This is a genomic window from Corallococcus sp. AB030 (genome assembly GCF_003668965.1).
Taxonomy (GTDB): Bacteria; Myxococcota; Myxococcia; order Myxococcales; family Myxococcaceae; genus Corallococcus; species Corallococcus exiguus.
The window spans coordinates 19301-35532 of the sequence record NZ_RAWQ01000097.1 but is presented as its reverse complement, the minus strand read 5'-3'; the positions used below and the strand labels follow the sequence as shown (position 1 = coordinate 35532).

Annotated in this window: 10 protein-coding genes; 3 read left to right on the top strand and 7 right to left on the bottom strand. The window is 69.8% G+C overall.

Annotation, left to right across the window (positions count from 1 at the left end; genetic code table 11):
- Positions 1-353 precede the first annotated feature (353 nt).
- From sppA to D7Y15_RS22675, 6 genes are all read right to left on the bottom strand, one after another.
- The gene (gene sppA, locus D7Y15_RS22700) at positions 354-2840 is read right to left on the bottom strand and encodes a signal peptide peptidase SppA (RefSeq protein ID WP_121753881.1); all 2487 of its coding nucleotides are present in this window, start codon (positions 2838-2840) and stop codon (positions 354-356) included.
- 48 nt (positions 2841-2888) lie between these two features.
- Positions 2889-4097, bottom strand: a complete 1209-nt coding sequence (locus D7Y15_RS22695; protein WP_120577246.1) for a PEGA domain-containing protein — start codon at positions 4095-4097, stop codon at positions 2889-2891.
- A gap of 28 nt (positions 4098-4125) precedes the next feature.
- Positions 4126-5589 carry a PEGA domain-containing protein gene (locus tag D7Y15_RS22690; protein ID WP_233605051.1) on the bottom strand — a complete coding sequence of 488 codons (1464 nt, stop codon included), beginning with the start codon at positions 5587-5589 and terminating at the stop codon, positions 4126-4128.
- 94 nt (positions 5590-5683) lie between these two features.
- Positions 5684-7615, bottom strand: coding sequence for a type IIA DNA topoisomerase subunit B (locus D7Y15_RS22685; RefSeq protein WP_120577245.1), 1932 nt, complete (start codon positions 7613-7615; stop codon positions 5684-5686).
- A 10-nt stretch (positions 7616-7625) separates the two neighbouring features.
- Positions 7626-10007 carry a DNA topoisomerase (ATP-hydrolyzing) subunit A gene (locus D7Y15_RS22680; protein ID WP_171807890.1) on the bottom strand — a complete coding sequence of 794 codons (2382 nt, stop codon included), beginning with the start codon at positions 10005-10007 and terminating at the stop codon, positions 7626-7628.
- 288 nt (positions 10008-10295) lie between these two features.
- Positions 10296-11009, bottom strand: a complete 714-nt coding sequence (locus D7Y15_RS22675) for a hypothetical protein (RefSeq protein WP_120577248.1) — start codon at positions 11007-11009, stop codon at positions 10296-10298.
- A 106-nt stretch (positions 11010-11115) separates the two neighbouring features.
- Here D7Y15_RS22675 and D7Y15_RS22670 point away from each other — a divergent pair, with 106 nt between their 5' ends.
- Both D7Y15_RS22670 and D7Y15_RS22665 read left to right on the top strand, forming a co-directional pair.
- A complete protein-coding gene (locus tag D7Y15_RS22670; protein WP_121753878.1) occupies positions 11116-11775 on the top strand; it encodes an MBL fold metallo-hydrolase in 660 nt (219 codons plus the stop codon).
- 128 nt (positions 11776-11903) lie between these two features.
- Complete coding sequence (locus tag D7Y15_RS22665) at positions 11904-13181, top strand: hypothetical protein (RefSeq protein WP_120577242.1); 1278 nt, start codon at positions 11904-11906, stop codon at positions 13179-13181.
- 13 nt (positions 13182-13194) lie between these two features.
- On the opposite strand, the gene D7Y15_RS22660 is transcribed toward D7Y15_RS22665, so the two are convergent.
- On the bottom strand, positions 13195-13932 hold the full coding sequence (locus tag D7Y15_RS22660) for a M50 family metallopeptidase (protein ID WP_120577241.1): 738 nt from the start codon (positions 13930-13932) through the stop codon (positions 13195-13197).
- Positions 13933-14054: 122 nt separating this feature from the next.
- On the opposite strand from D7Y15_RS22660, the gene D7Y15_RS22655 reads away from it, so the two are divergent.
- Positions 14055-16232: a S46 family peptidase gene (locus D7Y15_RS22655; protein ID WP_121753877.1), complete on the top strand. Its 2178-nt coding sequence runs from the start codon at positions 14055-14057 to the stop codon at positions 16230-16232.

Here is a 16232-nt window from a genome sequence, read left to right as displayed (position 1 = left end):
CCGCGGGTGGGGGCGGCGGGTTGCGGGTCTCGGGGTTGTCGGAATTCTCGCTCATGGGGCTCCACGCGTGACGGCCCTTTGAGGGCGGCGGCCTTGAGCGGGCCCGCCGGGGACGTCAGGAAGCAGGTTTTGGGACAGGAAGCCGGACGCGGGGCCTGCGAGAAGGCCGAAACCGCCGGTTCCTGAAACCCCCCGACGGCCCTAGCGCCGGCCGGGAGGCACTGACCACCCTAACAGAGCGCCCGGATGGGGCGCCCGCATTTTCGCCGCCCGTGTGCGCGGCCTGTCCACCGGGAGACCTCCCCGGGGGGCAGGAGGCGTCTCCGGCGCTTGGGGGCACCTCGGGAGGCCGTTCAGCGGATGCGCACGCGGAAGGGCATCATGGCCTTCAGGCCGGGGCGTAGGAGCTCGGGCGAACCCAGCCCCACCTCCCGGGCGAGCACGGACAGGGCCTCCGGCGGGCGCTCTGGCAGCGCGGGCAGCAGCAGCCCCGCCAGCGCGTGCACGCCGGGCTCCCCGCCCAGCCCGGAGAGGAAGCCGCGCGCGTCCCCCATGACGTCCAGGTCCAGCTCCTCCGAAGTAGGCACCTTCGCGCGCTTGCGCGCCGACGCGACGGCCTCCGGCATGCCGCCCAGCCCGTCCACCAGCCCCCGGGCGAGCGCGTCCTTCCCGCTCCACACCCGGCCGCGGGCCACGGCGTCCACCTTCGCCTTGTCCATCTTCCGGTTGCGGGCGACCTCCGTGATGAACGTGTCGTAGGAGTCGTCCACCCAGGTCTGCACCGCGGCCTGCTGCTCGGGCGTCCACGGCTTCCACCACTCCAGCAGGTCCGCCATGTCGCCGCGCTTGAGCGTCTCCTGGTTCACCCCCAGCTTGGTGCCCAGGCCCTCCAGCGCGGGCTTCGGGTAGAAGACGCCGATGCTGCCCGTCAGCGTGGTGGGCTCCGCCAGCACCTCGTCCGCGGCCACCGCCGCGTAGTAGCCGCCGGAGGCCGCCGCGTCGCCCATGGAGGCGATGACGGGCTTGTGCTTCTTCGCCTCCAGCACCGCGCGGTACATCAGGTCCGAGGCCAGCACGTCGCCGCCGCCGGAGTCCACGCGCAGGATGATGGCCACCACGGACGGATCCTCCTGGGCCTCCTGCAGCGCGCGCACCACCGTCTCCGCGCCCGCCACCTGCGCGAAGCCCAGCGGGTCCTCGCGGCTGCGGCCCCCGGTGATGTCGCCCAGCACCGGCACCACCGCGATGCGGCGGCGCAGACCCCAGCGGTCCTCGCGCTCCTCGCGCGGCGAGTACGTCGGATGGAAGCGCATGCCCGGGAACCACTCCGCCACGCGCGCGTCCAGCTCCGTCGCGGACACCACGCCGTCCAGCAGGCCCGCCGCCTGCGCCCGCTTCGAGGACAGGATGCCCTGCGCCCACGCGGCGCGCAGCTTCTCCGGGGGCAGCTTGCGCCCGGCCTCCACGGCCTTCTCGTAGTGCGTCACCTGGGAGTCCAGGTACGCGTCCAGCGTCTCGCGCTCCGCGGGGCTCATGTCGGAGCGGGTGAACTGCTCCATCGCCGTCTTGTACTCACCCACGCGCGCCACGTCCCACGTCACGCCCAGCTTCTCCATGGTGCCGCCCAGCGACGTCACCGTGGCGGACAGGCCGTTGATGGGCAGCGACGCCTCCGTCAGCGCGTAGACGCTGTCCGCCGCGGACGCCACCAGGTAGCTGCGGTCATCTCCGGACAGCATCACCACCACGACCTTCTTGCCCGCCTCGCGCAGCTTGAGCAGCGACTGGCGCAGCTCCTCCGCCGTGCCCCAACCCACGCCGGGCAGGCCCTCCATCTTCACCACCACGCCCTTGAGCCGCTCATCGCGCGTGGCCAGGTCCAGGTACTTCATCAGGCGCAGGTACGGGTCCGCCTCGCTCACGCCCAGGATGGCCAGCGCGGGGCTCACGCCACCAGCCAGCATGTCGTCCAAATCCAGCAGCGCCACCACGCCGCCGCCGCCGTGCAGGGAGCGGTAGCGCTCCGACGACAGGCGCACCTGCAGCACGTGGTCCAGGCCGTTGCCCGCGCCGCCCGCCGCGTACGTCAGGCCCGCGTGGCCCAGGTCCACCGTGGCCGCCAACTGGAGCGCCAGGGGAATGCCGCTGACGAAGCCGTGGGACAGGCCTCCGCTCAGCCTCAGGCCGCGCACCACCTCCGCCTGGAGCGTGTACGTGGCCAGGCCCTCCCGGAAGCCTCCCTCCGCGAAGAGCCAGTCCACGCCCAGCGTGTAGCGCTCACCCAGCGGGCGCAGGCCCAGGCCGAAGTTGTAGCGGCGCTGCAGCTTGAGGCCGTCCTGCTCCGGGGCGTTCAGGTCCTTGGCCACCGCGGCCAGCGACAGGAAGCGGAAGGGGCGCGCGGTGAGGCCCACGTCCCAGCTCGTCAGTCCGCTGATGCGGGGGTCATCCGAGCTGCTGAAGTCGTGCAGCGCGGCGCCCAGCTGCAGCGTGCGAGGCCCCAGCGACAGGCCGAAGGACGTCTTGCGGTAGTCCGGCGCGTTCTGGCCGCGGATCCACTCCAGGGAGAAGCCCGCGCCCAGGCCCAGCAGGCGCGCGCCCAGGAACACGGCGTCGCCCACGGAGTCGGACTGGAGGTTTCGCTCGTGGAGGTAGAAGAGCTGCCCCGCGTCCTGGAACCCCAGGCCGGCGGGGTTGAGGGACAGGGCGGGCGCTTCGTCGATGAGCGCCGCGTTGGTGGGCGGCAGGGTGATGCCCAGGGGCGGGACGGGGGCGCGGTCGACGGCGCCCGTCTGGGCAATCGCGAGGCTGGGGAGGAGGGCGAGCAGCGGCAGGTGGCGCATACGGACCGGGACTCTAGGTGCGAGCCGTCCCGGGACAAGCGCCGCGTGTTACCAGTCCTCGGTACCCGACACGTCGTCCAGCGGATCATCCCCGGAGTGCTTCTTGACGGACTGTCGGGAGTTGCCTCCGCGGTCCTCCGAACCCCAGTCCTCCGCGCCGCTGCGGTTGTCCAGCGGGTCGCGCTTCTTCTGGACCTGTTCGCCCTCGCTGTTGATGAGCTGGTTGGCGATGCGCTCCATCTCCGACTTGAGCTGGCCGTACTCGTCGCCCTGGAGCACCAGCTTGCGCGAGCCCAGGCGCTTGCCGCTCTTCACGTCGAAGAGGCCCACGGCGAGCTCCGTGCCCCGCTCCGGGATGACGCGCACGGTGCCCACCAGCGCCCGGTCCAGGCTCAGCGACTTGCCCAGCGAGACGATGGCGTTGGCCGGCTTGTCGCTGGGGCGGGACACGTCCGGAATCACCTTGTCCAGCTGCGCGTCGTAGGCCTTGTAGGTGGCCGTGGGCGCCAGCGAGGCGACGACGTCCACGTCGTCCGGCGTCACCTCCGCGATCTGCCCGAACTGGCGGAAGCCCGGCCGCTCCATGCGCACCAGGTGCTTGCCCACCGGCAGCGTGGGCAGCGTCAGCGGCGTGTAGCCCACCGGCTCGCCGTCCACGTACACGCGGGCGCCCGCGGGCCGGGACTTGAAGGTGGCGCTGCCGCGCAGCTGCGAGGGACGGCTGGTGGCCACCTGCACGCGCAGGCTGATGAAGTCCCGGCTGAAGCGCTTGGGGTTCAGCTCGAACGTGGGGTTGAGCGCCATCAGGTCGATGAGCAGCAGCTTGGCCTCCTCCACGTCGCCCCGCAGCTGGAGGATGGCGCCGTGCAACGCCAGCGCGTCGCACAGCGGGAAGCAGGACGTCATGGCCGCGACGGAGCCGTCCAGCTCCTTGAGGGTGGCGCGCACCTTGCGCTCCGCGTCCTCGTACTCGCGCGCCTCGAAGGCCTTGACGCTCTCCTCGTAGCCCTTCTTCGCGCGCTGGAAGGACGCCTGCGCGGACGGGTCGTCCGGCAGACCGAAGAGGTCGCGCGGCTTGCGCACGGAGTAGCTGGGGAAGTTGCCGAGCGCGTCGTTCAGGTAGCTCTCCATCTGCACCCCCGAGGACTCGGACGACGGGTCCATGGGGATGAGCAGCGCGGAGATGCGGCCCGCCGGGGGCGAGGATGACAGCGCCAGGGCGGGCAGCAGCACGAGCGCGAGCGGAAGGGCTTTCATGAGGAGTCCTGTGCGCTTGACGTCCGGGCTAGAAGGAAATTCCACCGGGCAGACCGTTCACCGGGTTGAAGCCGGGGCCGCGGTCCGTGGTGGCCACGTACACCACGCCCGCCGTCACGGCCGCCACGCCCGCCGCCGCGGCCCAGAACCAGGGCTTGCGCAGCACGGAGTCGCTGGACACGAGCGGCTCCTTCGACGCGTCCTCGCGGCCCTGGGGCAGCGCGGCGCCGGTGAGGAAGGTGTGCACCTGGTCCGCGGCGAAGTCAGCGCTGCCCTTGCCGTCGCGCTTGCCGAAGTCCACCTCCACGCCGCGCAGGCGGTTCTTGGTGCGCACGTCCCACGCCTGAACCTCGCCGTGCAGCCGGCCCTTCTTGTCCTGGAACGTGGCCGCCAGCACCACGTAGCGCGCGTTGAGCCGCTCGGCGATGGCGCCCACTTCCGGCGGCGTGCCGTTCGCGTCGAAGGCGGCCTCCGTGCCGGCCTTCGTCGCCGCGTCACGCAGCGCGGACAGGCCCGGCGCGGAACCGAGCTTCGTCTTCAGCTCCGTGGGGGCGGACGGCTTCACCTCCACGTACGTCGCGAACGGGGCGTAGCCCGGCAGCACCACCTGCACGGGGTAGCGGCCCGGGGCCAGCTTCGCGCCGGACAGCGGCGTCGTGCCCACGTCGCGGCCGCGCACCAGCACGCGCGCGCCCTGCGGCTGGGTGTTCACCACCAGCGTGCCCTGCGGCTGCGCGTTCAGATCGCTCTGCGCCTCCGAGAACACCCGCTGCACGTCCTGGCCGAAGAGGCCCGCGTCCGGGCGCAGCGACGGCTCCGCGAGGAGCGCGTTCGTGAAGGCCGCCTTCGCGCCCGCCACGTCGCCGTTGAGCAGCTGGGACGCGCCCTGGAAGAGGTACGTCTCACCCAGCTTCTCCGGGCGCAGGTCGCCGGGGCGCTGCACGTAGGCTTCCGCGGCCGCCTTGAACTTCGCCGCGGCGGCGTCCGGGTCCAGGTTGTCGTACGCCGCGCGGCCCTCGTCGAAGAGGGCGTCAGCCCGGGGGTTGCCCTGGGGCTCCGGGGGCGGGAAGGCGGTGGCCAGGTCCACGAACTGGACGTCGCCCGCGCTGCCCAGCCGCCGGGTGAGCGTGTCCTCCAGCTTCGCCGCGGAGTCCGTCGCGGCCGACTGGCGGGCCACGCCAAAGATGGCCACCGCGTTGGACGTCGCCGCGCGCGCCGGAGCCGGAACGTCCGCCAGCTTCTTCGGGGCGGCGGGCGTGGCCGGAGCGACGGGCGCCGGAGCGGCCGCCTGGGGCGCGACGGGCACGTCCGAGTCGGGAGCCGGTTCATCCGGAGGCGTGAAGGTGTCCTCGGGCTCTGCCGCGGGGACCTTCTTGGTGGCGGCGGGGCGCTTCTTCTTCGCGGCGGACTTCCGCTTGGTGGCGGCGTCGGCGGCGGGAGCGCTCAGCATGCAGGCGAGCGCGACAGTCAGGGCAAGGCGGGTGGTGTTCACGATTCGGCGGATGCTAGCCGACCAGCGGGGCGGAAGACCAATGCCTCCCCGGGACGGGTGAACCCGTCCCGGGTGTGCGGGGACTTCCACTTTCTCAGACGTCCAACTCCTGGACCTCGCCCGCCATCTCGGTGATGAACTTGTAACGCGCCGAGACGTCCTTCCCCATCAGGTCATTGATGATGCGGTCGGTCTCCAGCGCGTTGTCGATGGTGACGCGCAGGCTGATGCGGTTCTTCGCGTCGAGCGTCGTCGTCTTCAGCTCGTCGGCCGTCATCTCGCCCAGACCCTTGAAGCGCATGATGTTGGGCTTGGCGTTGCCCTTGGCCTTCTCGCGGATGATGCGGTCGCGGTCCGGCTCGTCCAGGGCCCAGTACGTCTCCTTGCCAATGTCCACCCGGTACAGCGGCGGCTGGGCGATGTGCACGGCGCCCGCTTCAATCAGGGGCCGCAGGTGCCGGTAGAAGAACGTGAGCAGCAGCGTGGCGATGTGGTGGCCGTCGCTGTCCGCGTCCATCAGCAGGAAGACGCGGCCGTAGCGCAGCTTCGTGATGTCGAAGTCGGACCCGATGCCGCAGCCCAGCGCGCTGACGATGTCCTGGAGCTCCTTGTTGGTGGCCACCTTGTCGGTGGACGCCTGCTCCGCGTTGAGCACCTTGCCGCGCAGGGGGAGGATGGCCTGGGTGCGCCGGTCGCGGCCCTGCTTGGCGGAGCCGCCTGCGGAGTCACCTTCCACGATGAACAGCTCGCTGGACGCGGGGTCCGTGGACGAGCAGTCCGCCAGCTTGCCGGGGAGGTTGAGCCGGTGGCTCACCGCGGACTTGCGGCTGATGGCGGCGGAGGCCGCGCGGGACGCCTCGCGCGCGCGGGCGGCCAGGATGATGCGCGCCAGCAGCGCTTCCGCGATGGACTTGTTGTCGTTGAGCCACTTCTCCAGCACCGGGCGGACGGCGCTGTCCACCTGCGCCGTCGTCTCCGAATTGTTGAGGCGGCCCTTCGTCTGCCCCTGGAACTGGGGCTCCACCACGTACACGGAGAGGATGGCGGTGATGCCCTCGCGGATGTCCTCCGCGGTGAGCGACACGCCCTTGGGCGTCAGGCCGTGCGTCTCGATGTAGTTGCGCATCGCCTTGACGATGGCGGCCCTCAAGCCCGCCTCGTGCGTGCCGCCCAGGTTCGTGGGGATGCCGTTGACGTACGAGCGGATGTGCTCGTCCGTGGCCTCCGTCCACGCCAGCGCCACCTCCAGGCGGACCTCGTTGTCGCGCGAGTAGTAGAACGGCGTGCCGCCCACGGGGACGATGGGCTTCTGGCGCTCCGACACGACCTTGGTGAGGTACTCGGCGATGCCGCCGTCGTGCTTGAACGTCTCCGACACGGCGGGCGTGGCCGTCTCGTCCTTCCAGACGACGGTCATCCCCTTGTGCAGGTAGCTCTTCGCCTCCAGGCGCTCGCGCACCAGGGCCGCGTCGAACTTCTGCTTCTCGCCGAAAATCTCCGCGTCCGGCTCGAAGGTGATGGACGTGCCGGTGCCGCGCGCCGGGCCCTCCACCTTGAGGGCGCTGGTGGCCTTGCCGCGCGCGTACGACTGCACGTGGCGCTTGCCGTCCTTCTTGATTTCGATGAGCAGCTTGCTGGTGAGCGCGTTCACCACGGAGCTGCCCACGCCGTGCAGACCGCCCGAGTGGATGTAGTTGCCCTGCTCGAACTTGCCGCCCGCGTGCAGCGTCGTGAGGATGACCTCCACGGCGGGCTTCTTGTGCTTCGGCATCATGTCCACGGGGATGCCGCGCCCGTTGTCCACGACGGTGATGGACTTCGCGCCCTTGTGGAGCGTGACTTCGATGAGGGACGCGAAGCCGTTGATGACCTCGTCCACCGAGTTGTCGACGATCTCCCAGAGGAGGTGGTGGTAGCCCGTGCTGTCGGTGCCACCGATGTACATGGCCGGGCGCTTGCGCACCGGCTCCAGGCCTTCGAGGACCTGGATGTCCGCGCCTGTGTAGGTTTCCTTCTTGGTCGCCATGGCCTTCCCGCTACTCCTTCTTCTCCGGCAGCGGCACGAAGGTGATGGGCTTGGCCACCTCCTTCACCGTGTCGCGCTTGGACATCTCATGGCCCTTGCCGCCGCGGCCCGTCACGGAGAACTTCGCCGGTGACAGGTGCAGCTTGCGGCCCTTCTGCGTCTCGAACTCCAGCACGGCGTCCTTCTGACTGGCCGGCGCCGCGAGGAAGTCCACCACCTTGTCGCCCGCGTCCACCTTGATGACCTGGACGCCCTTGCCGGGGCCCGCCAGCTCATTCACCTCCGCCACCTTGCAGACGAGGGCGTTGGTCTTCTCCGTGAGGACGGCGAGCAGGTCCTTGTCGCCCACCGGCTGCGTGCCGATGATTTCGTCGCCCTCGCCCGTCTTCGCGTAGCGGCGGCCGGCGCGGGTGGACACTTCCGTGTGCGGCGCCAAGAGGAAGCGCAGGCCCAGGCCCTGGCGCGTCACCGCCACCAGCTTCGCCGGCTGGTGCAGGCGGGCATCCTGGGACAGGGCGCCCACCACGCGCTCGCCGTCGTCGAACTTGAACAGCTTCTGCACCGGGTCGCCGTAGCCGGTGGAGGCCGGAATGTCGTTGAAGCGGGTGACGTAGGCGGTGCCGAAGTTGCTGAACAGCACCAGGTTCGCCTTCAGGCTGCCGGCGAGCACCGCCATCACCGCGTCGCCTTCACGCAGGCGGGTGGTGGACGGGTCCTTCACCTCGCGCACGCGCTTGATCCACCCGTCGCGGGTGATCACGACGTGGGCGTCCTCGTCCGCGATGAACGCCTCCGCGGAGAACTCCATCTCTTCTGAGCCCGCGCCGCCAATGCGCGTGCGGCGCTTGTCTGTGTACGCGGCCTTGAGGCCGGACAGCTCGTCGTGGATGACGGTCCAGCGCTTCTTCACGTCCTTGAGGACGCCCTCGATGCGCTTGATCTCCGCGCGCTTCTCCTTGAGCTCCTTCTGGACGATGAGGATCTCCAGGCGGGCCAGCTTGTAGAGGCGCATCTCCAGGATGGCGTCCACCTGGATCTCATCCATCTTGAAGCGCGCCATCAGCTTCTGGGCGGCGTCCTGCTTGCCCTCCGACTGGCGGATGATCCGGATGATCTCATCCAGCGCGTCGTAGGCCTTCTCGAAGCCCTCGAGGATGTGGACGCGCCGCTTGAGCTCCGCCAGCTCGTGCTCGAAGCGCTTGGTGACGATCTCCAGGCGGAAGTCGAGGAAGTAGCGGAGGATGGACTTGAGGTCCAACCGCTTGGGCGTGCCGACGTCCGGATTGTCCGACGGCACGAGGCACGTCAGGTTCACGCCGAAGTTCGTCTGCAGGGGCGTGTGCTTGTAGAGGTACGCCATCACCAGCTCGGGGTTGGCGTCCTTCTTGAGCTCCATGACGATGCGCACGTCCTTGGTGGACTCGTCGCGCACGTCGGTGATGAGCGGCAGCTTGCGCTCGCGCACCAGCTCGCCAATCTTCGCGACGAGCGTGGACTTGTTCACCGTGTACGGGATGGAGGTCACGACGATCATCTGACCGCCGCGCTTGTGCTCCTCCATCTTGTACTCGCCGCGGATGCGGACGGAGCCCTGGCCCGTCTCGTAGATGTCCCGCAGCTCCTTCTTGTCGTTGAGGATCTGCCCGCCGGTGGGGAAGTCCGGCCCCTTGATCCACTTGAGCAGGTCCTTGGTCTGCAGCTCCGGGTCGTTGATGAGCGCCAGGAGCGCGTCCACCAGCTCGCCCAGGTGATGGGGCGGGATGTTGGTGGCCATGCCCACCGCGATGCCGGTGGTGCCGTTCATCAACAGCTGCGGCACGCGCGCCGGGATGACGACGGGCTCGTCCCGGGTGCCGTCGTAGTTGGGGCGGAAGCGGACCGTCTTGCTGTCCAGCTCACCCAAGAGCTCCGTGGCCAGCTTCTCCAGGCGGCACTCGGTGTAGCGGTAGGCGGCGGCGGAGTCGCCGTCCAGCGAGCCGAAGTTGCCGTGGCCGTCCACCAGCGGGTAGCGCAGGGAGAAGTCCTGCGCCATGCGCACGAGCGCGTCGTAGATGGCCGTGTCGCCGTGCGGGTGGTAGCGGCCCATGATGGCGCCAACCACTTGCGCGCACTTCTGGTACTTCGTGTCGAACGACAGGTTCAGGTCGTTCCACATGCCGTAGAGGATGCGGCGCTGCACCGGCTTGAGGCCGTCGCGCACGTCTGGCAGGGCACGCGAGGTGATGACCGACAGGGCGTAGTTGAGGTACCGGCGGCGCGCTTCCTCGGCCAGGCCCGCGGGCAGGCTGTCCCCGCCACCAGCGCCGGACCCGCCGCCGCCGCCGCCCTTTCCTCCGCCCCCTGCCGGGCCTCCCTGCTTCTTGCGCGACTTCGTTTCGGCTTCTGCGAGCATGGTCATGGAATCCAGATGGGTTTCACACGGGCCGACCGGCCGGGCGTGACGCGGCGCGCGGGCGTCACGCCGTGCGCGCTGCGACTACCAGTCGGGTGGGACCCTCGACGTCAGATGGGCCGGACTACCATGGGCCTCTGACATTGAGAACGAATTCGGGAGGTTGCAGCGGCTCCAGCCCGGAACTTCTGCACGTCCGTACAGTCCTATGCCTGCTTGAAACCCACCGCCAACCCCCCGGAATTCCGAGGGGAGTGGGGGCAGGGCCTGGCCGGCGGGCTGCTGGGACTAGCCGTTGTCGCCGTTGGGGTTGGCGCGGGGCTTCTTGCCCTCCGCGTCAGGGGCGCGGCCCCAGCCGCGGCCGCTCTTGAAGATCTGCACGCCCCGGCCGGAGCCGCCACCGGCCATCCCGTTGATGGTGGCGGTGAGGGCCTTGCTGCCCGGCGGGTGGTAGATGACGCGCACCTTGCGGGCGGAGGGCAGGAGCGCGCTGGTGGCGTCCACCAGCAGGTAGACCGTGGTGCCGTCCGTCTGGATGCGCTCCGGGTCCTGGCGGTTGTTGAGGTCCGCGAGCAGCTCGCCCGCGTCCGCGCTGGTGGCGTCCGAGCTCAGCTGGCGGATCTTCACGCGCAGGGTCATCTCTGGAGGCGCGTCCTGGCGCTTGTACTCCCGCACGCCTTGGATGACGACCGCCAGGTCGGCGCCGTTCTCCGGGGCCTTGTTGGCGTCCAGGTGGAGGCCGGACTGGACGCTGGAGTCGGTGTCCAGGAAGAGGGTGACGTTGGCGCAGCGCTGCTTGCACTCCTCGCCGAAGGGGTCCTTGTTGAACTTCAGGCGCATGGCGAAGTCGCTGCCCTGGGGCCCGATGGTGGCATCCACGATGACGGGGCGCTCATCGTCCGGTGACGGCTTGTAGCGGAAGGTCGAGGTGGACCGCCCCGCGGCGGAGGTGGACGCGCTGACCAGCAGCGAACAGGCGAGCAGGGTGGGCAGGCGCTTCACGGACTTGGACCTCCTGACGGCGTGGGGCATCAAAAAGAGGCATTCAAAGGGAACTGGCCCCGGGCCGGCAAGCCTGGGGCGTAGAGTGGCCGTCTGGAGGACAACCATGCCCACACCGTACGTGCGTCAGCTCAAGCTCGGACCGATGGACAACTTCGTCTACCTGGTGGGTCCCCAGGACGGCCCGGAGGTGGTGGTGGTGGATCCGGCCTGGGACGTGCCGGCCATCGAGGCGGCGGTGGCGCAGGACGGCAAGCGCGTGGTGGGCGCGTTCGTGTCGCACTGCCACGGCGACCACATCAACGGCCTCGACGAGCTGCTGTCGCGCCATGACGTCCCGGTGTACGCGCAGGCGGAGGAGGTCGCCTTCTCCAGCGAGCTGCGCAAGCGTGGGGGGGACGCGCTTCGGTCCCTGAGGGCGGGCGACGCGGTGCCGGTGGGCGCGCGCACGTTCCATGCGCTGCACACGCCCGGGCACACGCCGGGGTCGCACTGCCTGCTGGCGGAGGACGCGCTCGTGTCCGGGGACACGGTCTTCATCAACGGGTGCGGCCGGTGCGACTTCCCGGGCGGCAGCCCGGAGGACATGTACCGCTCGCTGTCGCAGGTGCTGGCGAAGGTGCCGGACACCGCGCGGCTGTACCCCGGGCATGACTACGCGGACGTGCCGGTGGCCCAGATGGAGGCCATCCGCCAGAAGAACCCGTACTTCGGCTTCCCGGACATGGCGTCGTTCGTGGCCTTCCGGATGCGACCGCGGCGGTGACTCTCCACGTCCGGGCGTTTCTGACACCCTCGGAGATTTCGCGTACGGGCGCACTCGCGACAGTCTTGAAGTAAACTCAAGCCAGGGAAGCTCGGAAGAGGGCTCCCGCTGCCTTGAGGGGACGCGCGATGCCCGTGGAGATCAGCTCGGTCGCAGTGAAGGATGCGGACGCGAAGACGTGGGCGGACGGCGCCTACTCGTACGCGCGGACGACGGACCGCACCCGGCTGGCCCACCTGACGAAGGTGGGGTTGCGCAACACGCTCCGGTCGTGGATCGCCTCGAAGCCGTGGTCGTTCCCCAAGGGCACGAAGCTGGGCTCCTTCGAGCCCACTTTCGGCATGACGAACACCGCGCCCAAGGCCTACTGGAAGGCCTTCGCCAGCAAGGGCGAGTTCTACATGCACCTGATGTACGAGGCCGACGCCCGCTGCCAGCGCAACCGCGAGCTGGAGCAGGAGCTGGCCGAGGACGTCCTGGAGCATGCCCGGACACGCCAGACGCTGAATGACCTGCGCAGGGCGCTGGGGCAGTACCTCTGGGAGCACGACAGCTGGAGCGGGACCATCAGCCATGTCGTGCAGACGTACTCGCCCTTCAACCTGCTGCCCAACATGACGGGCAGCTACAACGAGGCCAACTCGTACCCGGCCTACGAGCGCCGTCAGTGGGAGAAGCTGGGCGGCAACCTCAACCCCATCAACCTGGTGATGAACCTGACGGCGCAGCCGCTGTACGACTACAGCGTGCGCAGCAAGGACCGGGTGAGCCTGAGCTATGACCGGCGGGACTTCTCCGTCGCGGAGAACGTCGCCATCCTCCACGACCTCAAGGAGCTGTTCAGCCCCATTGGCAACAGCCGGGCCATGATCTCCATGCACAAGGAGCTGGTCCCGCATCCCTACCAGGGGGCGACGAGCCCCGCCCGGCCCAGGCGTTGGACGACGGACGGCGCAGCTCGCGCGAACGTGCTCAAGAAGGACCTCACGCGCTACACCGGGGATCCGCACACGGAGCGCCGGCAGGTGGCCTGGGATCAGGGGCGCAAGGGCGCGGGCACGCGCAACGAGGACTCGCCGGACACGGAGACGGCGCGAGAGCACCACATGCCCATCGAGACCGGGCGCTCGCACACGGCGGCCCGCCTGTTCGAGATGGTCGCCCTGCTGCGGCCCGCGAATGGCGCGGGCCCGGTGGCAACCCAGCTCTTCGCGGACCGGATGAAGGCCATGGCCTTCGGCATCTTCGGGTACTGGAACGCGGACCAGTCCGTGGGTGGCTACCCCAAGAGCCTCACGCCGGTGCACACCTACCACGAGGTGATGGACCCGGCGGAGGACTACCTGATGGACATCTACGAGCACCCCTTCACGTACGACGACGTGATCGCCTGGCTGGGGACCTGAGCGCCCGCTCGGCTCACACCCGCCGCGCGCGGGCCATGGGCGGCATCTTCACGCCGCCGCCCGGCTTCGCGTGCATGGCCCAGTACGCGGACACACCCAGCAGGGCCAGCGACAGCAGCGTCCACAGGGCCGCCCAGACGATGGATGGCACCCACGTCTCGCTGGCGAGGATGGCCGCGTCGCTCTGCGCGCGCACCGCGCTGTTCCACAGGTCGTCCCTCAAATCGAAGATGACGTAGAGGGCGGTGAAGGCCGCGAGGAACAGGTTGAGCGCGTCCACCAGCCCCGTGGGCAGGAAGCGCGCACCCAGTCCCATGGCCAGGGCCATGCCCAGGCAGAAGGCCAGGGTGAACGGGTCCCCCGCGTAGAAGAAGCCCATCACCGCCAGCCACACGGACGCCGCGCCCATCACCGCGCGGCCCAGCCGGAACCGGAACGTGGCCAGCATCAGCCCCGCGCCCGCCACCGCGCTGCCCAGGTAGCCCGCGGACGACACGATGACGCGGTTGAGCACGCCCGGCGGCAGGCGGGAGAGGCAGCTGCCTCCCTCGTTCACCTGGAGGTGCACCCGGTCCACCGAGCCCCCCACGAGCAGTGAGGCGATGGCATGCCCGCTCTCATGCATCATCACCACCAGCACCTTCACCGGCCACAGCACCGGCGAATACCAGAAGTACCAGGACGCCCCCATCAAGAGCAGGAGCAGCGCCAGCCTTCCAAAATCCAGTGTCGCCCCGCTCGCGGTCCGCATCGCTGGTCCCCTCCTGCCTGGACACCGGAACATCCAAGCGCGTTCCATCTTCCGCGAAAACGCGCCCCCCGGACACCGGAACGGTCGCGCCGGGGCGGCGGACGGAGTAGGGAAGGGTCACCATGAAGAAGACGCTCCTTCTCCTCGCGCTCGTGGCAGCCCCGGCCTTCGCCGGGGAAGGGAAGTGGACCCCCCAGCAGGTGCTGGAGCTGAGCCCTGCCTGGCTCAAGGCCCAGGGCCTCCAACTGCCACCCAACAAGCTCTGGGACCCCAAGCGGGGCACGGGCCTGCTGGCGGGCACGGTGAACACCGGCGGCTGCTCCGGGTCGTTCATCTCCGCCTCCGGCCTCATCATCACCAACCATCACTGTGCCTTCTCCATCATCCAGGAGCACAGCTCCCCGCAGAAGGACCTCATCACCGACGGCTTCCTCGCGAAGAGCCAGTCGGAGGAGCTCCCGGGCAAGGGCTCGCGCGTGCAGGTGCCGCGCGGCTTCAAGGACGTGACGGCGGAGATCAACGGCGCCGTGCCGCAGGGCGCGGACGACCTCGCGCGCTACAAGGCCATCGACCGCAAGCAGAAGGAGCTGGTGGCCGAGTGCGAGAAGCGCCCCGCCACCCGCTGCCAGGTGGCCACCTTCGACGGCGGCGTGAACTACACGCTGGTGGACGCGGTGGAGTTGCAGGACGTGCGCCTGGTCTACGCGCCGCCGCGCGCCGTGGGTGAGTACGGCGGCGAAGAGGACAACTGGATGTGGCCGCGCCACACCGGTGACTTCGCCATCATCCGTGCGTACACCGCGCCGGACGGCGCCTCCGCGGCGTTCAGCGACAAGAACGTGCCCTACAAGGCGGAGTTCTTCTTCCCCCTGTCCACCGAAGGCGTGAAGCCGGGCGACTTCGTGATGGTGCTGGGCTACCCGGGCAGCACCTACCGCACGCTGCTGGCGGACGAGATGGCGGAGCGCCAGGCGCGCTACTACCCGCGCATGCGCGACGTGCTGGGCGAGGCCATCCGCATCCTGGAGACGGAAGGGGAGAAGGATCCGGCCGGGAAGATCGCCGTGGCCTCGCAGCTCAAGGGCCTGCACAACGCCTACAAGAACGCGGGCGGCCAGCTGGCGGGCCTGAAGCGCGGCCACATCGTGGAGAAGCAGCGCGACACGGAGGCCGCCACCGTCGCCTGGGCGCGGAAGGACGCCGCGAAGTGGGGGGATGCCCTCAAGGCCCGCGAGGCGCTGCTCGCGGAGCAGCAGGACTCCGCCAAGACCTTCGACCGCGAGTTCCTCCTGAACATGTCCAGCCGTCTGGCGCGAGGCCCCGCGCTGGCCACGTCCGTGTCCCGGCTGGCCATGGAGCGCGCGAAGCCGGACCTGGAGCGCCGCCCGGAGTACATGGACCGCGAGGTGCCGCGCATCAAGGACCGCCTGGAGCGCGAGCAGAAGAACCTCTTCCTCGCCTCGGACAAGGCGCTGCTGCACGCGTTCGTGAAGCGCGCGCAGGCGCTCCCCGCGGACGCGCGCATCGCGTCCGTGGACGCCGTGTTTGGCAAGACGTACTCGGAGAAGGACGTCTCCGCGAAGATCGACTCGCTGTACGCGGGCACCAAGGTGCTCACCCTGGCGGAGCGCCTGAAGATGGCGGACGAGTCCGTGGGGCAGCTCGCCGCGCGCCGCGACCCCATGCTGGCGTTCGGCATGGAGCTGGCGAAGGAGCAGGCCGCGCTGGATGACACGCGCGACCGTCGTCAGGGCGCGTCCTCCCGGCTGCGGCCGGCGTGGCGCAAGGCGGTGATGGCGCAGGCGGGCAAGCCGATTGCTCCGGACGCCAACAGCACGCTGCGCGTGTCGTTCGCCAAGGTGCAGGGCTACACGCCGCGCGACGGCGCGCTGTACCTGCCGCAGACGACGCTGACGGGGATGATGCAAAAGCACACCGGTGAGGAGCCCTTCAACGCGCCGGAGAAGGTGCGCGCGGCCGCGGCGGCGAAGAAGTTCGGGCAGTGGGCGGACCCCCGGCTGAAGGACGTGCCGGTCGACTTCCTGGCGGACGCGGACACCACGGGCGGCAACTCCGGCAGCCCCACGGTGAACGGCAAGGGTCAGCTGGTGGGCGTGAACTTCGACCGCGTGTGGGAGAACGTCGCGAACGACTTCGGCTACAATCCGGACGTGGCCCGGAACGTCAACGTGGACGTGCGCTACCTGCTCTGGCAGCTCGACCAGGTCGAGGACGCGGACGCGCTCCTGCGCGAACTCAACGTCCGCAAGGGCAAGCCGGTGGCCAAGGAGGCTCGCTGA

Excerpts from the sequence above, each read along its gene's own strand:
- sppA (WP_121753881.1), bottom strand. The coding sequence starts at position 2,840 with ATGCGCCACCTGCCGCTGCTCGCCCTCCTCCCCAGCCTCGCGATTGCC.
- D7Y15_RS22695 (WP_120577246.1), bottom strand. The coding sequence starts at position 4,097 with ATGAAAGCCCTTCCGCTCGCGCTCGTGCTGCTGCCCGCCCTGGCGCTG.
- D7Y15_RS22685 (WP_120577245.1), bottom strand. The coding sequence starts at position 7,615 with ATGGCGACCAAGAAGGAAACCTACACAGGCGCGGACATCCAGGTCCTC.
- D7Y15_RS22680 (WP_171807890.1), bottom strand. The coding sequence starts at position 10,007 with ATGCTCGCAGAAGCCGAAACGAAGTCGCGCAAGAAGCAGGGAGGCCCG.
- D7Y15_RS22670 (WP_121753878.1), top strand. The coding sequence starts at position 11,116 with ATGCCCACACCGTACGTGCGTCAGCTCAAGCTCGGACCGATGGACAAC.
- D7Y15_RS22665 (WP_120577242.1), top strand. The coding sequence starts at position 11,904 with ATGCCCGTGGAGATCAGCTCGGTCGCAGTGAAGGATGCGGACGCGAAG.
- D7Y15_RS22660 (WP_120577241.1), bottom strand. The coding sequence starts at position 13,932 with ATGCGGACCGCGAGCGGGGCGACACTGGATTTTGGAAGGCTGGCGCTG.
- D7Y15_RS22655 (WP_121753877.1), top strand. The coding sequence starts at position 14,055 with ATGAAGAAGACGCTCCTTCTCCTCGCGCTCGTGGCAGCCCCGGCCTTC.